The 16,463-nt window shown below is 72.1% G+C and carries 15 protein-coding genes; 11 read left to right on the plus strand and 4 right to left on the minus strand.

Translation table 11 applies throughout. From position 1 onward, the window contains the following. Nucleotides 1-1,074 (plus strand): sulfate adenylyltransferase subunit 1 (locus ACWDYF_RS27940; protein ID WP_389469173.1); only part of this gene is annotated, 1,074 nt, incomplete at its 5' end. Nucleotides 1,075-1,127: 53 nt separating this feature from the next. Then, the gene (locus ACWDYF_RS27945) at nucleotides 1,128-1,676 is read left to right on the plus strand and encodes an AAA family ATPase (protein ID WP_389469175.1); all 549 of its coding nucleotides are present in this window, start codon (nucleotides 1,128-1,130) and stop codon (nucleotides 1,674-1,676) included. Between the two features lie 6 nt (nucleotides 1,677-1,682). Here ACWDYF_RS27945 and ACWDYF_RS27950 read toward each other — a convergent pair whose 3' ends face one another. Next, nucleotides 1,683-2,591, minus strand: coding sequence for a phytoene/squalene synthase family protein (locus ACWDYF_RS27950; protein WP_389469178.1), 909 nt, complete (start codon nucleotides 2,589-2,591; stop codon nucleotides 1,683-1,685). 205 nt (nucleotides 2,592-2,796) lie between these two features. Between ACWDYF_RS27950 and ACWDYF_RS27955 the strand changes: the two genes are divergently transcribed. Beyond that, nucleotides 2,797-4,293: a catalase gene (locus tag ACWDYF_RS27955; protein ID WP_381744476.1), complete on the plus strand. Its 1,497-nt coding sequence runs from the start codon at nucleotides 2,797-2,799 to the stop codon at nucleotides 4,291-4,293. 155 nt (nucleotides 4,294-4,448) lie between these two features. Further along, entirely contained in the window at nucleotides 4,449-4,820 is a 372-nt protein-coding gene (locus ACWDYF_RS27960) for an ankyrin repeat domain-containing protein (protein WP_389469182.1), read from the plus strand. A gap of 124 nt (nucleotides 4,821-4,944) precedes the next feature. Here the strand turns inward: ACWDYF_RS27960 and ACWDYF_RS27965 are convergent, their stop codons facing one another. After that, nucleotides 4,945-5,556, minus strand: a complete 612-nt coding sequence (locus ACWDYF_RS27965) for an NAD(P)-dependent oxidoreductase (protein ID WP_389469185.1) — start codon at nucleotides 5,554-5,556, stop codon at nucleotides 4,945-4,947. A 133-nt stretch (nucleotides 5,557-5,689) separates the two neighbouring features. Between ACWDYF_RS27965 and ACWDYF_RS27970 the strand changes: the two genes are divergently transcribed. After that, nucleotides 5,690-6,358, plus strand: coding sequence for a TetR/AcrR family transcriptional regulator (locus tag ACWDYF_RS27970; protein ID WP_389469188.1), 669 nt, complete (start codon nucleotides 5,690-5,692; stop codon nucleotides 6,356-6,358). Between the two features lie 148 nt (nucleotides 6,359-6,506). Here the strand turns inward: ACWDYF_RS27970 and ACWDYF_RS27975 are convergent, their stop codons facing one another. Together ACWDYF_RS27975 and ACWDYF_RS27980 are read right to left on the minus strand one after the other, a co-directional pair. Further along, on the minus strand, nucleotides 6,507-7,481 hold the full coding sequence (locus ACWDYF_RS27975) for an L-threonylcarbamoyladenylate synthase (RefSeq protein WP_389469190.1): 975 nt from the start codon (nucleotides 7,479-7,481) through the stop codon (nucleotides 6,507-6,509). Between the two features lie 189 nt (nucleotides 7,482-7,670). Continuing rightward, nucleotides 7,671-8,618 carry a methionyl-tRNA formyltransferase gene (locus ACWDYF_RS27980; RefSeq protein ID WP_381744481.1) on the minus strand — a complete coding sequence of 316 codons (948 nt, stop codon included), beginning with the start codon at nucleotides 8,616-8,618 and terminating at the stop codon, nucleotides 7,671-7,673. A 331-nt stretch (nucleotides 8,619-8,949) separates the two neighbouring features. Between ACWDYF_RS27980 and ACWDYF_RS27985 the strand changes: the two genes are divergently transcribed. The 6 genes from ACWDYF_RS27985 (at nucleotide 8,950) to ACWDYF_RS28010 (ending at nucleotide 16,448) form a co-directional block, all read left to right on the plus strand. Beyond that, nucleotides 8,950-10,317, plus strand: coding sequence for a lysine N(6)-hydroxylase/L-ornithine N(5)-oxygenase family protein (locus ACWDYF_RS27985; protein ID WP_389469193.1), 1,368 nt, complete (start codon nucleotides 8,950-8,952; stop codon nucleotides 10,315-10,317). Between the two features lie 156 nt (nucleotides 10,318-10,473). Then, nucleotides 10,474-11,535, plus strand: coding sequence for a FecCD family ABC transporter permease (locus tag ACWDYF_RS27990; protein WP_381744483.1), 1,062 nt, complete (start codon nucleotides 10,474-10,476; stop codon nucleotides 11,533-11,535). Further along, a complete protein-coding gene (locus tag ACWDYF_RS27995) occupies nucleotides 11,532-12,593 on the plus strand; it encodes a FecCD family ABC transporter permease (protein WP_389469197.1) in 1,062 nt (353 codons plus the stop codon). Before ACWDYF_RS27990 ends, ACWDYF_RS27995 begins: the two co-directional genes overlap by 4 nt. 41 nt (nucleotides 12,594-12,634) lie before the next feature. Beyond that, nucleotides 12,635-13,501: an ABC transporter ATP-binding protein gene (locus tag ACWDYF_RS28000; protein WP_018567750.1), complete on the plus strand. Its 867-nt coding sequence runs from the start codon at nucleotides 12,635-12,637 to the stop codon at nucleotides 13,499-13,501. Between the two features lie 83 nt (nucleotides 13,502-13,584). Further along, nucleotides 13,585-14,649, plus strand: coding sequence for an iron-siderophore ABC transporter substrate-binding protein (locus tag ACWDYF_RS28005; protein ID WP_389469202.1), 1,065 nt, complete (start codon nucleotides 13,585-13,587; stop codon nucleotides 14,647-14,649). Further along, nucleotides 14,646-16,448: an ABC transporter ATP-binding protein gene (locus ACWDYF_RS28010; protein WP_389469205.1), complete on the plus strand. Its 1,803-nt coding sequence runs from the start codon at nucleotides 14,646-14,648 to the stop codon at nucleotides 16,446-16,448. Before ACWDYF_RS28005 ends, ACWDYF_RS28010 begins: the two co-directional genes overlap by 4 nt. The last annotated feature ends 15 nt before the right edge of the window (nucleotides 16,449-16,463 follow it).

A 16,463-nucleotide genomic window follows, 5' to 3' on the forward strand; every position in this document is an offset into this window, starting at 1 on the left:
GTCGCCTACCGCTACTTCGCCACGCCCCGGCGCCGGTTCATCCTGGCCGACACTCCGGGGCATGTGCAGTACACGCGGAACATGGTCACGGGTGCCTCCACGGCCGAACTGACCGTGATCCTGGTGGATGCCCGTAACGGTGTCGTCGAGCAGACCCGCCGTCATGCCGCGATCGCCGCGCTGCTGCGGGTGCCGCACGTGGTGCTGGCGGTGAACAAGATGGACCTGGTGGGCTACCGGGAGCCGGTGTTCGCGGCCATCGCGAAGGAGTTCACGGCGTACGCGACGGAGCTGGGCGTGCCGGAGGTCACGGCCGTCCCGATCTCCGCGCTGGCCGGGGACAACGTGGTGGAGCCCTCCGCGGTCATGGACTGGTACGGCGGACCCACCGTCCTCGAACACCTGGAGACCGTCCGGCTGGGCGACACCTCGGCGAGCGGACCCTCCCGCTTCCCCGTGCAGACGGTGATCCGGCACGGCGGGGAACGCCACTACGCCGGGCAGTTGCTGAGCGGCCGGCTCCGGGTCGGGGACACCGTGACGGTGCAGCCCTCCGGCCGCGTCACCACCATCACCTCGCTCGACGTCCTCGGACAGCCGGCGGACGCCGTCCGCGCGGGCCGGTCCCTCAGCGTGCGGCTCGCGGACGAACTCGACGTCGGGCGCGGCGACATGCTCACCGCCGGACCGCGGCCGCCACGGATCGCCAAGGAGACCGAGGCGACCGTCTGCCATGTCGCGGACACCCCGCTGACCGTCGGCCACCGGGTGCTGCTCAAGCACACCACACGCACCGTCAAGGCGATCGTCACGGAGATCCCCTCGCGGCTCACCCTCGACGACCTCTCCCAGCATCCCGAACCGGGACGGCTCGTCGCCAACGACATCGGCCGGGTGCGGATCCGCACGGCCGAGCCGCTCGCCCTCGACTCCTACGCCGACTCGCGGCGCACCGGCTCGTTCCTGCTGATCGACCCCGCCGACGGCACCACGCTCGCGGCCTGCATGGTGGGCGACGCGTTCGCGACCCGTACCGCGCAACCGGCCGCCGACGGCGACGGGTGGGACTTCTAGGATGGGCGGACGGGCGGGCGCCCGAGGGGACCGCCGGAGGTGGGGGAGAGCCTGTGATCGTCTGGGTGAACGGCGCGTTCGGCAGCGGGAAGACCACGCTGGTCGAGGAGCTGCGTCTGCGCCGGCCCGACGCACTGGTCTTCGACCCGGAGCTGGTGGGCTTCGTCCTGCGCCGGATCGTGGAGGTCCCGACCGGTGACTTCCAGGATCTGCGGCAGTGGCGGCGCCAGGTCGTCGGCATGGCCGTGGGCCTGGTGGAGGAGTACGGGCGCCCCGTCCTGGTGCCGATGACCCTGGTGGACCCAGCCTATCTCGCCGAGATCCTCGGTGGCCTGAAGGACGCGGGCGTCGAGGTGCACCACTTCTTCCTCCAGGTCCCCGAGGACGTCCTCGTCGGGCGGATCGACGGGCGGAGCTTCACCCCGGACGATCCCGCCAAGGACGAGGAGGTCCGCGCCTGGTGCAGATCCAGGATCGCGTCGTGCCTGGCCGCGGTGGACGCCCTGCCGCCGGACACCGTGCTGCTCGACGGCCGCTCGGCCCCGTCCGAGCTGGCCGACGCCGTGCTCGCGCGGATCCCGCGGCAGGCTCAGGGGAGCTGAGTCCGCTCAGCGCTGTCGGCGGGCCCGGCGGCGGGCGCCCAGCAGGACCCGCAGCGCCCCCGCCACGGGCGGCTTCGCCGATCCGCGCAGCAGCCCGGTGCCGCGCGCCAGCGCGGCGTCCGCCGTCAGCAGCTCGATGTCGATGAGCGCGACGATCAGAGCGCTGTACGGGGACGAGGTGAGGGCGGGCAGCTCCCGGGCGGTGAGCAGATCCGCTCGGGCCGCCTCGATCTGATGCCGGACCAGTGCGCCGACGCCCGGCGAGGCCCGGCCGGCGGCGATGTCCCGCGCCGTGACGGAGAAGCGCTCCAGCGTCCGTGCCGGGACACCGGTCCGCCCCTCCCGTGCGTCCTCGGCGAGGTCGTTGACGAAGTCCAGCCGCTGGGTGCCGTCGATGAGCGTCCGGCAGGCGGTCCGGTACGGCCCGTCGTCCCCCTCCGGCGCCAGCAGGATGCCGACCAGCAGGAAAGCGGGCATCGAGTAGGCGTCCAGGTAGACCTGGTAGTCCGCCTCGTCGGCGAACCCGGCGAAGTCGAGCTCCGCGTCGGCGGTGGACAGATACGCCTCGACCACGTCCCGCAGCCGCGGATGGGCGCCGATCGTGTGCGTCAGCGCGCGGATCATGGGATCGGTGCTCCGCCCGGTCGCCAGCGCCTCGCGCACGTCCCGCCGGAACTCCGCCCATGCCTCTGCCCGCCGGGGCATGGGACCGGTGTCGAGAAGATCGTCGCCGTGGTGCATCACCGCCGTCGCCGCCACCACGTGCGGCAGCAGCGGCCGGGGCAGCAGCGTCCTCGCCGCCAGGTACGCACTGCGCCGGAAGCGCGCCACCAGTTCCCGCTGTGCGCCGTAGTCGCTGTGCAGCCCCGGCTCCCGTATTCCCGCCGCGTCCAGGGACCGGCTCCATGCGCTCATGATCGCATCGTAGGCGTACCGCCCGAAGTCCGGTCACGCACGGTCCCCCGGCCGACTTCACACGTATGCTGAGGGCGAGCCGAAGACATGTGTTTCGGAAACCCGGTCCGGCAGGGACGGCGTCCGCTATAGGGTGTGCGCAGATGTGAGACGCGGGCACACATACGCGGGCACCCGGCCGACCGGGACCACCGGGCCGTGCGCCATGCCGAGAACCACTTCCACCGAGGAGCGAGCAGTGCCCGAGAACAACCAGAGGCCCCTGACCACGGTCGCCGGTGCGCCGGTCCCCGACAACCAGAACTCCCTGACGTCCGGCCCGCGCGGTCCGATGCTCCTCCAGGACGTGTGGTTCCTGGAGAAACTCGCCCACTTCGACCGCGAGGTCATCCCGGAGCGCCGGATGCACGCCAAGGGCTCCGGCGCGTTCGGCACCTTCACCGTGACCCATGACATCACGCGGTACACCAGCGCGAAGATCTTCTCCGAGGTCGGCAGGCAGACGCAGTTGTTCGCGCGGTTCTCGACCGTCGCGGGCGAGCGCGGCGCGGCCGACGCCGAGCGCGACATCCGCGGCTTCGCCCTGAAGTTCTACACGGACGAGGGCAACTGGGACCTGGTGGGCAACAACACCCCGGTGTTCTTCTTCCGCGACCCGCTGAAGTTCCCCGACCTCAACCACGCGGTGAAGCGCGACCCGCGCACCAACCTGCGCGACCCCGAGAACAACTGGGACTTCTGGACCAGCCTCCCCGAGGCCCTGCACCAGGTCACGATCGTGATGTCCGACCGCGGCATCCCCGCCTCGTACCGGCACATGCACGGCTTCGGATCGCACACCTACAGCCTGGTCAACGCCGACGGCGAGCGGTTCTGGGTGAAGTTCCACCACCGCACCCAGCAGGGCATCGAGAACCTCACGGACGCCGAGGCCGAGGCCCTGATCGGCAAGGACCGGGAGTCCCACCAGCGCGACCTGTTCGACGCCATCGAGCGGGGCGACTTCCCGAAGTGGAAGCTCTTCGTCCAGGTCATGCCGGAGGCGGAGGCCGAGCACTACCGCTTCCACCCCTTCGACCTCACCAAGGTCTGGTCGAAGCGGGACTACCCGCTCATCGAGGTCGGTGAGTGGCAGCTCGACCGCAACCCCGAGAACTACTTCGCGGACGTCGAACAGGCCGCGTTCACCCCGGCCAACGTGGTCCCGGGCATCGGTTTCTCCCCGGACCGCATGCTCCAGGGCCGGCTCTTCTCCTACGGTGACGCCCAGCGCTACCGCCTCGGTGTGAACCACCACCAAATCCCGGTCAACGCCCCCAGGAACCCGGTGAACTCCTACCACCGCGACGGCGGCATGCGCGTGGACGGCAACCAGGGCGCCACCCCCGGCATCGAGCCCAACTCCTACGGCCGCTGGCAGGAGCAGCCCGCGTACCGCGAGCCGCGGCAGGCCGTGGGCGCCTTCGCCGACCGGTTCGACTTCCGCGAGGACGACGACAACTACTTCGAGCAGCCCGGCGACCTGTTCCGGCTGATGAGCCCCGAGCAGCGGCAGGCGCTCTTCGAGAACACCGCGCGGGCGATCGACGGCGCCTCGCGGCGGACCGTCGAACGGCACATCGCCCACTGCACCAAGGCCGACCCCGCCTACGGCGAGGGCGTCCGCAAGGCGATCGAGGCCCTGGCCGCGGGCGACCGCTGAGCCCCGCCCGGCCCGGCGCGGGCGCGGCCCGTCCCCGCCGGGCCGGACCCGTTGCCGTGCCCGCGCGGCCGCCCCGTACGACCACGATCACTTGTACGGGCGGCATCGCCCGTACGGCCGGACCAGGAGGAGCCGCGCATGAGCGGAGGCGGGTTGTGACCCCCGAACAGACGCGTCGCGTCGTCGACCTGGCCCTGGACCTGGCGCGGGAGGGCCGCACCGGGGAACTGGCGGAGTTCGTGGAGCACGGGCTGCCGGTGGACATCGGCGACCCGTCCGGCAACACCCTCCTGATGCTCGCCGCCTACCACGGCCACGCCGACACCGTCCGCGCGCTGATCCGGCTCGGCGCCGACCCCGACCTGCGCACCGTCCGCGACCAGACACCTCTCGCCGGTGCCCTGTTCAAAGGCGCCGACGACGTGGTGGGGGTCCTCAGGCAGGCGGGTGCCGACCTCGACTCCGGCACCCCCACCGCACGGGCCGCCGCCGCTCTGTTCGGCCGCGCCCACCTGCTCGCCGACTGAACCCGAGCCCCGGACCGGTCCGGTCCGGTCCGGACTGGGTCGGGTCAGGTCAGGTCGGGACGTGGTTCCCCGTGGCGCACTCGCTGCGGGACGGGGAACCGGCGGGCACCCTACCCGCCGCCGGTCAGCCGAGCGGTACGACGACCTCACCGCGGTACGCGGCCTTCTCCGCCTCGTCCAGCATCAGCGCGGCCACGGAGGCGCGGGACATCCTCGGCGGCAGCAGGGGCCGACGCAGCTCCGCGAGCCGTACGACGCGGCGCCCGGGACCGAGGGGCCCGCCGGTCAGATCCGGTGCGTGGAACACGGTGGCGCCCGCGCCCAGGGCGATCCGGTCGGCCTCGGCCTTCTCGGCCAGTTCCCCGCCGACCGCCAGCCGCATCACCGCCTGGTAGAGGCGCCCGCCCGCACCGATCGACACGCCGGACCCCAGCGCGCCGAGCCACACCGTGCGGACGCGCGCCGCGGCGAGCAGTCCCGCCCCGGCGACCAGGGCGCCCGGACCGTCCTTCTTCCCGATGCCGATGGCCGAGACGGCCGCGTCGACGTCGTCCAGGCCGGGGAAGGTGTCTGGGGAGAAGACGTCCGCCCGCCGTACGTCGATGTGCCGCCCCGGCGGCAGAGCGGCCCGCTCCGGGTCGCGGACGAGGGCGACGACCTCGTGCCCCCGCTCCAGGGCCTGGGTGGTGAGCAGGCCGCCGACCCTGCCCGACGCGCCGAGTACCGCGATGCGCATGATGATCCGCCTCTTAACTGAACAACCGTTGGTGTCGTAAGTAAACGGCTGTTGGTAATGGCTGTCAAGGCGCCTCGTGGCTGTAGCATGAACACCTGTTGGTCAACGGTCCACGCTGGTCGGAAGGGGGAACGTGTCGACTGACGAGGAACCCGCCACCACCCGGCGCCGCCGTAATCCGCGCGGGCAGGGGCAGGTGCTCAGGGCCCAGCTGGTGGAGGCCGCGGCGAAGCTCCTGGCCACCCTCGACCAGCCGGAGACGCTGACCCTGCGGCAGGTCGCGCGGGAGGTCGGGATCGCACCCGCCAGCATCTACGGCCACTTCCCGGACCTGGGCGCGCTGGTCGAGCACGTGCTGCGGCTGCGCTACGACGAACTGGCCGGTCTCATGCACCAGGCCGCGCGGTCCGCGCCGGACCCGCTGGCGGACCTCGTCGCCCGGTGCGCCGTGTATGTGCGCTGGGGTGTCGAGCAGCCCGGCCACTACCGGACTCTCTTCGGCGGGCGGATGCCGGCCGACCTCGTCCCCGGATCCGCCCACGGCGCCGGTGCCGAACTGCTGGAGTCCGTCGTCGCCTCCCTGGCGGCCGTCACCGGCACCGACGCGAGCCCCGACGCGGAACGCCGGTGGCAGGCCGGGCTCCTGCTCTGGACCGCGATGCACGGTCTGATCAGCCTCTACAACGACCACGGAGACATGCCCTGGCCGCCCCTGGACGACCTGCTCGCCGACCTGATCGGCCTGCACACCGCCCGGCCTTCGGCCGAGATCGCCGCACTCCTGGTCCAGGACGGCGGCTGACCGCTCCCGGACGGCAGACCGCACCGGAGCGGGCCCGGCGCTCCTGAACACGCTGCGCCGGCTCGGCAGCGCCCTCGGCGCGACGCACCGGACAGGACCGGTCGCGCCCGCACCCCGGGGAGGGGTGCGGGCGCGGTGTCCGTGCAGGTCAGGCGGTGGAGCGGGGGCCCGCGGCGCGGCGGAGCCGGTTGGCGATCGCCAGGCCGAGCCCCTCCTCGGCCGGAAGGGAGGCGACGATGAGATCGCACTCCTGCCGGTCGAGCTCGCGCAGGAACCCGTACAGACCGCGCGCGTAGGCGGCCGTCGAGGCGGGGACCGCGACCACGGCGTGCGCCTCGACGGCGGTACCGGCGAGGGCGGGCGGGAGGAAGACACCCACCCGGTGCCCGCGCTCCCGCGCGAGCCGCGCCTCGGCGACGACCTCCTCGGGCTCGACGAGGACGACCCGGGCCCGCGGCGCGTAGTGCGACGGATGCTGGCCCGGCACCCGGACGGCGCTGGTCGAGGGGACCGCGAGCGGGTGGCCCAGCACCGCCTCGAGATCCTCGCGGGTCACCCCGCCGGGCCGGAGGATGCTCGGGACATCGCCCGTGACGTCGACGATGGTCGACTCGACACCGACCTCACACGTGCCGCCGTCCAGCACGAAGTCGACCGTGTCGCCCAGCTCCGCACGGACATGGTCGGCGGTGGTGGGGCTGACCGAGCCGAAGCGGTTGGCGGACGGTGCCGTGACCCCGCCGCCGAAGGCCGACAGCAGCGCGAGCGCGACGGGGTGGTCCGGCACCCGCACGGCCACCGTCTCCAGGCCGCCCGTCGCTTCGAGGGGCACACGGGCGCCGCGCCGCAGCACCAGCGTCAGCGGCCCCGGCCAGAAGGCCCCGGCCAGCAGGCGCGCCGTCTCGGGCACCTCCTGGACCCAGTCGTCCAGGTGCTCCGCGCCGCCGATGTGGACGATCAGCGGGTGCGAGGGCGGACGGCCCTTGACCTGGAAGATGCGCGAGACGGCGGCGGGGTTCTCGGCATCGGCCCCCAGGCCGTACACGGTCTCCGTGGGCAGGGCCACGAGCCCTCCGTCGCGCAGCACACCGGCCGCCTTCTCGATGTCACTGGTTCTTGCCATCACCCTCGCCATCCTAGGCGCGCCGGGGACCGGCGACGGCCGCCGGAGGTCCGGGCGCGGGCCGCGGACGGCCGCGGCCCCCGGGACGGCAGGGCGCCCGGCCGCGCACCGGACCCGGAGCGTCATCCGATCGGGACGTACCGGTGTGCCGCAGCGGCGCTCGGGCGGGGGAGAGGTGTGCCGGCCGGGTCAGGGGCGGTCGGTGAGATAGCCGCCCATGGACCGGAAGTACTCCGTCGCGGGCAGCTCGCGGCCGTCCTCGGTCCGGACGCGGGTGACGGCCAGGCCGTGGTTGCGGCCCGTGCGGGCGTCGGCACCGGCGACGATGACCACGCCGTCGCCCTCGCGGTAGAAGACGCGGCCCGGGGTGCCCCCGTAGCGGCCCTCGGACACGACGGCGGCGAGGATCTCCAGGCGCCTGCCCCGGTGGAAGGTGAAGGCGGCCGGGTAGGGGGCGGACTGGGCGCGGACCAGGCGCTCCAGGTCCTCGGCGGGCCAGCCCCAGTCGATGCGGATGTCCTCCTCGGCCCGCTTGTGGAAGAAGCTGGCCTGCGACCGGTCCTGCCGGGTGAACTCGGTCTCACCGGAGGCGATCCGGTCGAGGGCGCCGATCGTGACCGGGGCGATCAGGTCGACCGTCTTGTGGAACAGGTCGGTGGCCGTGTCCTTCGGGCCGACGGCGACCGCGCGCTGGAGGACGATGTCACCCGCGTCGAGCACCTCGTCCATCAGGTGCGCGGTGACGCCCACTTCGGACTCGCCGTTGATGAGCGCCCAGATCAGCGGGGAGAATCCGGCGTACTTGGGCAGCAGCGAGTCGTGCACGTTGAGGGTGCCGTGCGGCGGCAGGGCGTAGACGCGCGGCGGGATCCAGGTCCGCCAGTTGTTGGCGACGATGATGTCCGGGTCGGCCTCCTTGAGCCGCTGGAACAGCTCGTCGTCGTCGGGGCGGTTGCGGATGACCACCGGGACGCCGTGCTCCTCGGCGAGTTCGGCGACCGAGTCGCTCCAGATCTTCTCGTAGGCGTGCTCGCTCCTGGGGTGGGTCACGACCATCACGACGTCGTGTTCGGAGTCCAGGAGCGCTTTCAGGGTGCGATGGCCCCAGGTCTGATAGCCGAACATGACGACCCGCATCAGGGGTTCCTCCTCGGGGAGAGCGATATCACCAGAGGTGAGTAAAGCAAGCCTTACCTAACGTTGCAACAGCCATGTTTCCGGGTGCGGTTGGCGGGCGGCCGGACAGGTCGTCCGCTTTGTCTGGTCGACAGCGTCGGGCGATGAGGTTAGCTTTACCTAAGTTCCGTTCGGCCGTCGGTCCTCGGCGTGCCTGGAACCCGTACCGCCCCGTCCCCGCAACCCCCGTATCCGCACATCCCCGCATCGGTACCGGACTTCCTCCGGTCTTCCGGCTTCCCCACCCCGACAGGACGCCCGCAGGCGGCTGTCCCGCACGAATGGGAGTGACATGTCACAGGCTCTTCCTGGCGACGCTCCACTGATCCACGATCTGATCGGTGTCGGCTTCGGGCCGTCGAACGTCGCCATGGCGATCGCGCTGAGCGAGCACAACGCGCGCGTCGGAAGACACGAGACGGTCACCGCTCACTTCTTCGAACAGCAGACCGGCTTCGGCTGGCACCGCGGCATGCTGATCGACGACGCGACGATGCAGGTGTCCTTCCTGAAGGACCTGGTGACGCTCCGGAACCCGGCGAGCGAGTACAGCTTCCTGTGCTATCTCCAGGACAAGGGCCGTCTGATCGACTTCGTCAACCACAAGAACCTCTTCCCGCTCCGGGTCGAGTTCCACGACTACTTCGAGTGGGCCGCGGCGAAGGTCGACGACATGGTCTCCTACGGGCACCGGGTCGTCGCCGTCGACCCCGTGGTGCGCGACGGCGTGGTGGAGTACTTCGACGTGACCGCCCGGTCCGGCGACGACGTCGTCGTCCACCGCGCCCGCAACCTCGTCCTCGGCACCGGACTGCGCCCGCTCATGCCCGAGGGCATCGAGCGCGGCGACCGCATCTGGCACAACTCCGACCTGCTGGCCAAGGTGGACGGCCTGACGGGCACCGAGCCGACCCGCTTCGTCGTCGTGGGCGCCGGCCAGAGCGCCGCCGAGAACGTCGCCTATCTGCACCGCCGCTTCCCCCGCGCCGAGGTCTGCGCGGTCTTCTCCCGCTACGGCTACAGCCCGGCGGACGACAGCAGCTTCGCCAACCGCATCTTCGACCCCGAGGCGGTCGACCAGTACTTCGCGGCGCCGGAGGACGTCAAGCGCCGGCTGATGGACTACCACGGCAACACCAACTACTCCGTGGTGGACATCGACCTCATCGACGACCTGTACCGGCAGGCGTACCAGGAGCGGGTGCTCGGCACCGAGCGGCTGCGCTTCCTGAACGTCTCGCGGCTGACGGACGTGGCGCGGACGCCCGACGGTGTCCGGGTCACCGTCAGGTCCCTCGTCACCGGCGAGGAGACCCGGCTGGACGCCGATGTCGTGGTGTGTGCCACCGGGTACCTGGAGGCCGACGGCCTGGGCCTGCTCGGCGAGGTGGCGGACCGCTGCCTCCGCGACGACCAGGGCCGCGTCCGCGTCGAACGGGACTACCGGGTGGCGACCGATCCCGAACTGGCCTGCGGCATCTACCTCCAGGGCGGCACCGAGCACACGCACGGCATCACCTCCTCCCTGCTGTCCAACACCGCCGTACGCGTCGGCGAGATCCTGGACTCGATCCTCGACCACGGCCTCAAGGCCGCGCCCGACGCCATCCGGCCCGTCGCCGGGGGAGCCGGCGGCCAGATCCACCAGCCGGCCGGCTAGCCGGTCCGCGGCACCCAGCAGATCCGCGGCACAGCAGAAAGGAACGTCGGTGCCCCTTGTCACCCGCCCGCGTCCCGGCGGCCGGCCCCCCGGCCGGTGCGGAGCACCCCGGCACCCCGGCGGCCGGGCCCGAGGCAAGGGATAACCTTCGTCGACATGGGCACGACTACAGTGGAACGTCCCGCGCCCTCGCGGGTGGTCGCGGGGGCCCGGCGGCGGCGGATCGCGGGCCTGGGCATCATCGTCGGGATCCTCGTGGTCGCCGCGGTGCTCTCCCTGGCCGTCGGCGCGCGGGCGTTGAGTCCGGCCGAGGTGTGGCACGGACTGTTCGGCGCGCCGGACCCCGACCAGAGGGCCACCGAGATCCGGCTCATCGTGCGGACCGTACGGGTGCCCCGTACGGTGCTCGCGATCGTGGCCGGGATCGCGCTGGGCACCAGCGGGGCGCTGATCCAGGGATACACGCGCAACCCCATCGCGGACACCGGCCTGCTGGGGGTGAACACCGGCGCCTCGTTCGCCGTCGTGTCGGCGATCTCCCTGCTCGGGCTCACCAACCCCTTCCAGTACGTGTGGTTCGCCTTCCTGGGTGCCGCGATCGCCGGTGTCGTCGTCTTCGGTCTCTCCAGCATCGGCCGGGGCGCGGGCAACCCGCTGACGCTCGCGCTGGCCGGACAGGGTGTCACCGTCTTCCTCGCGGCGATGACGACGGCGGTGGCGCTGTCGGACAAGGCGGCGATGAACGCGCTGCGCTTCTGGAACGCGGGCTCGGTGGCCGGCGTCGGGTTCGACGTCATCTGGCCGATGACGGCCTTCATCGTGGCCGGGCTGGTGCTGGTCCTCGCCACCCTGCCCTCCGTCAACCTGCTCAACCTGGGTGACGACGTGGCACGGGGACTGGGTGTGAACATCACGCTGATCCGGACGGTCGGCATCGTCGCCATCACCCTGCTCGCGGGCGCGGCCACGGCGGCGTGCGGTCCCATCGCCTTCCTCGGGCTGATGGTGGCGCACGTGGCCCGTTATCTGGCCGGTCCCGACTACCGCTGGCTGGTGCCGTACGCGGGTCTGCTCGGCGCGGTCGTCCTGCTGGTCTGCGACATCGTGGGCCGCCTGGTGGTGCGTCCGGGGGAACTGGAGGCGGGAGTCCTCGTCGCCCTCCTCGGCGCGCCGTTCTTCGCGGTCCTGGTGTGGCGGGGAAAGTTCAAGAACGCATGAACACGACAGTGGTGAAGTCCTCGGTGGCGCCAGGTGTGCGCATCGGCTCCGTGTCCTTCGTGTGGCGGCCCAGGGTCGCGCTGGTCACGCTGGTGCTGGCGGCGGCGGCCTTCCTGGTGTTCTGCCTGTCCATCGCCGTGGGGGACTTCCCCCTGAGCCTCGGCCAGGTGATCGCCACGCTGTTCGGGCGGGGCGAGCAGGTGGACCGGTTCGTCATCATGGACCTGCGCATGCCGCGGGCCCTGGCCGGTCTCGTGGTGGGCGTCGCGCTGGGCGTGTCCGGGGCGATCACCCAGTCCATCGCCCGCAATCCGCTGGCCAGTCCGGACGTGCTGGGGATCACCGGGGGCGCCGGCGCGGTCTCGGTGTTCCTGGTGACGGTCTCGGGCGGGGCCACGACGGCGGTCGTCACCTCGGTCGGCCTGCCGGCCGCGGCGCTGGCCGGCGGTCTCGGCGCGGGACTGCTGGTGTACTTCATGGCGTGGCGCCGCGGGATGGACGGCTTCCGGCTCATCCTCATCGGCATCTCGGTGAGCGCCGTGACGGAGGCGCTCACCACCTGGCTGCTGGCCACCGCCGACATCCGGGACGTGGCGCGGGCCCAGGCGTGGCTGGTCGGCTCGCTGGACGACCGCTCCTGGGACCAGGTCCGGCTGGCGCTGTGGGGCACGCTCGCCGTCCTGGCCGTCGTGACGTGCGCCGCCTTCCAGTTCAAACCGCTGCACTTCGGCGACGACGTGGCCGCCGGGCTCGGCGTCCGCCACCGCCTGGTGCGGGCCGTCCTGATGCTGTGCGCGGTGCTGCTGGCCGGGTTCGCGGTGAGCGCGGCGGGACCGGTGCCGTTCGTCGCGCTGGTGGCGCCGCAGGTGGCCCTGCGCCTGACGAAGTCCCCGACACCGCCGATGACGGCGTCCGCCATGGTGGGAGCGGTGCTGCTGACCGGCGCCGACCTCGTCGCGCGCACCGCGCTGCCGGTCTCCCTGCCGGTCGGCGTGGTCACCGCCGCGATCGGCGGCCCCTTCCTCGTCTACCTCCTGGTGCGGGCCAACCGCCGCTAGGTGATAGAAAGTTAGGCAAGCCTAAACTTGAGGGGGAGGCCGTGGTCGCTCAATACACCACCGAGACCGGTTCCGTGACACAGGACGTCCCGCGGCTGGCGGCCCGGGGCGTCACGGTCGGCTACGGCGACCGGACCGTCATCGACGCGCTGGACGTGGCGATCCCGCCGGGCGTGGTCACCACCATCATCGGCCCCAACGGCTGCGGGAAGTCCACCCTGTTGCGGACCCTGTCCCGGCTGCTGAAGCCGACCCGGGGCTCGGTCGTGCTGGACGGCGCGGACATCGCGGAGCTGAGGACCAGGGACGTGGCGAAGAAACTCGGTCTGCTGCCGCAGTCGCCGGTCGCCCCGGAGGGCCTGACCGTGGCCGACCTGGTGGCCCGGGGCCGCCATCCGCACCAGAGCTGGCTGCGCCAGTGGTCCTCCGACGACGCCTCGGTGGTGGAGCGCGCGCTCGCCATGACCGGGGTGTCCGATCTGGCCGGCCGGCCGGTCGACGCGCTCTCGGGCGGCCAGCGGCAGCGCGTCTGGATCTCGATGACCCTTGCCCAGGGCACCGATCTGCTGCTGCTCGACGAGCCCACCACCTATCTGGACCTGGCGCACGCCATCGATGTGCTGGACCTCGTCGACGACCTGCACGAGTCGGGATGCACGGTGGTCATGGTGCTGCACGACCTCAACCTGGCCGCGCGCTACAGCGACAACCTCGTGGTGATGAAGGCGGGTTCGGTGCTCGCGCAGGGCCACCCGCGCGACGTGGTGACCCCCGAGCTGCTGCACGAGGCGTTCGGCCTGCGCGCCGAGGTGATGGTCGATCCGGTGGGGGAGCGGCCGCTCATCGTGCCCATCGGCCGGACCCATGTCCGGGATCCGGGCAGCCGGAAGGCAACTCCCGCGACTTAGGCTAGGTTTGCCTTACTCATCGCGGGTAAGGTGTGCCTGCCCGCACGGGCCGCAGCGGACAGCACGAAAGCAAGGGATACCGGATGCTCCTCGATCGAACGGCACGTATGAAGTCCTGGCGGCGGCTGGCGGCGACCGTGTCCGCCGTGGCCCTCGGCGCGGGTCTCCTCGCGGGCTGCGGCTCCGGTTCGTCGGACGACAAGGACGACAGCGCCGGTGCCGGTGCCTCGGCGTCGTCCGGCGCCTTCCCGGTCACCGTGGAGCACGCGTTCGGATCCACCACGATCACCAAGGCCCCCCAGCGGGTCGTGACCGTGGGCTACACGGACGACCAGGACGTCCTCGCCCTCGGCGTCAAGCCGGTCGGCATGGTCGACCAGTACCCGAACCCGGCGGGCAAGAGCCCCGACATCAACACCCAGTGGCCGTGGGTGAAGGACAAGTGGGGCGACGCCCGGCCCACGGTCATCATGAGCAACGGCGACTCCGGTCCCAACTACGAGAAGATCGCCGCCCTCCGGCCGGACCTGATCATCGCCGTCTACTCCGAGATCGACCAGAGCGCGTACGCCAAGCTCTCCAAGATCGCTCCGACGGTGGGCCGCACCAAGGCCGAGAAGGAGCCCTTCAGCGCCCCCTGGCAGGACAACGCCCTCCAGATCGCCACGGCCCTCGGCAAGGCCGACGAGGGCAAGAAGCTGGTCCAGGGCATCCGCGACCAGCTCGCCGCGGTCAAGAAGGCCCACCCGGAGTTCGCCGGCCAGAAGGCCGTCGCGCTGTCCTGGTACAAGGACGCGGTCGCCCCCTTCACCACCACCGACGTCCGCGGACAGCTCCTGGCGGGCATGGGCTTCAAGGGCCAGACCGAGATCGACAAGATCGCGGGCGACAAGTTCTACACGACGCTCTCCCCGGAGCGCATGGACCTCGTCGACGTCGACCGGGTGTTCGTCATCAACGACAAGGCCGACACCGAGGCGCTGAAGAAGTTCGCCCTCTTCACCAACCTGAAGGTGGTCAAGAACGGCAAGGTGTCCTACCTCCTCGACAGCGAGGGCCCGGCCGTGGGCGCCGCCATGTCGCAGGCCACCCTGCTCTCCCTGCCGTACGCCGTCGACGAGCTCGTCAAGTCGGTCGGCCAGGGGTGAGCACCCCGCAGACGTGTGCCGCCCCGGCGGTCCTGCGCACCACGACCGGCCGTGAGGCGGCCCGGTGGGTGGCGGCGCACTGCCGCGGCACACCCTGGCTGACGGCCGGCACCGTGTTCAGCACGGTGGCCGGGGCGGCGCTCCAGATGCTTCCGGTGCTCCTGCTCGGCCGGGTGGTCGACGGGGTGACCGGGGGCAAGGAGCGCTCGGCCCTGATGGCCGTCGGAGTGCTGATGGTGGCCGCCGCGCTGCTCGGCGCGGCGGCCACCGCCGTCTCCACCTATCTGATCGGACGGCTCGGCGCCGACCTGCTCGCGCAGTTGCGCGAGGGCGCCGTCCGCGCCGTGCTGGGCATGCCCAGCGCCCGGATCGAACAGGTGGGCCGCGGCGATGTGCTCTCCCGGGTCGGCGACGACGTGGCCGTGCTGTCCAAGGGCATCCGCGCGGCCGTCCCCACGGTGTTCTCCGCGGGGGTGCTGGTGGCCGTCGCCACCCTCGGCATGTTCGGCCTCGACTGGCGGCTCGGCCTGGCGGGCGCCGGTGCGCTGCCCGCCTACGCGCTGGCCCTGCGCTGGTACCTGCCCCGGTCCGCCCCGCTCTACCGGAACCAGCGGGCCGCCCAGGCGGACCGCGCGCAGTCGCTGATCAGCGGCCTGAACGGCATCGAGACGGTGCGGGCGTACCGTCTGGAGGAGGCGTTCCGCGAGAAGGTGGACGCCGACTCGCGGCGGGTGCGCGACCTCGGCATCGAGGTGTTCCGCTTCTTCGGCCGGTTCGTCGGGCGGGAGAACCGCGCGGAGTTCATCGGCCTGGTCCTGATCCTGGTGGTGGGCTACGCCCTGCTGGAGACCGGATCCGCCAGCCTCGGCGAGGTGGCGGCGGCCCCGCTGGTGTTCCACCGCCTGTTCACCCCGCTGGGCGCCATCATGTTCACCTTCGACGAGGCGCAGAAGTCGGGCGCGAGCCTGACGCGGCTCGTCGGGGTGCTCGCGGAGCCCACCGAGGAACGGCTGGTGGGCGACTCGACCGCCGCCGCCGCCGCCGCTGCCGCCGACGATGCCGCCGCGTGCTCCGTGACGGTCAAGGGGCTGACCTACACCTATCCCGGCGCCGAGCAGCCGGTGCTGCGGGACGTCGACCTGGCGATCCCCGCGGGCGGTTCGCTGGCCCTGGTCGGCGCGACGGGCGCGGGCAAGACGACACTGGCCGCGCTCATCGCCGGTATCGGCACCCCGCAGGCCGGGTCGGTGCGCGTCGGGACGACCGATCTCGCCGAGCTGGACGAGGCCGGGGCGCGAGCGCTGGTGAGCATCCTGACCCAGGAGACACATGTCTTCTCCGGCCCGCTCGCCGAGGACCTGAGACTGGCCGCGCCGGGCGCGAGCGACGCCGAGCTGACGGACGCGCTGCGTACCGCCGGTGCCCATGAGTGGGTCGAGGCGCTGCCGGACGGGCTGTACACCGCGGTCGGCGAAGGCGGCGAGCGGCTGGACGGCACCCGGGCCGCCCAGATCGCCCTGGCCCGGCTGGTGCTGGGCCGGGCGCCGGTGGTGGTGCTCGACGAGTCGACGGCGGAGGCGGGCAGCGAGGGTGCCGCCGAACTCGAACGGGCGGTGCTGGCGGCGTGTTCCGGCCGCACCGCGCTGTTCGTGGCGCACCGGCTGACCCAGGCGGTGGCCGCCGACCGGATCGCCGTGCTGGACGCGGGACGGGTCGTGGAGCAGGGGACGCACGAGGAACTGGTCGCTCTGGACGGCCGTTACGCACGGCTCTGGAGGGCCTGGCGAGAAGGTAGTTAGGCGCCGTCAGTTAGG

The sequence above is a fragment of the Streptomyces sp. NPDC003284 genome, from assembly GCF_053589675.1.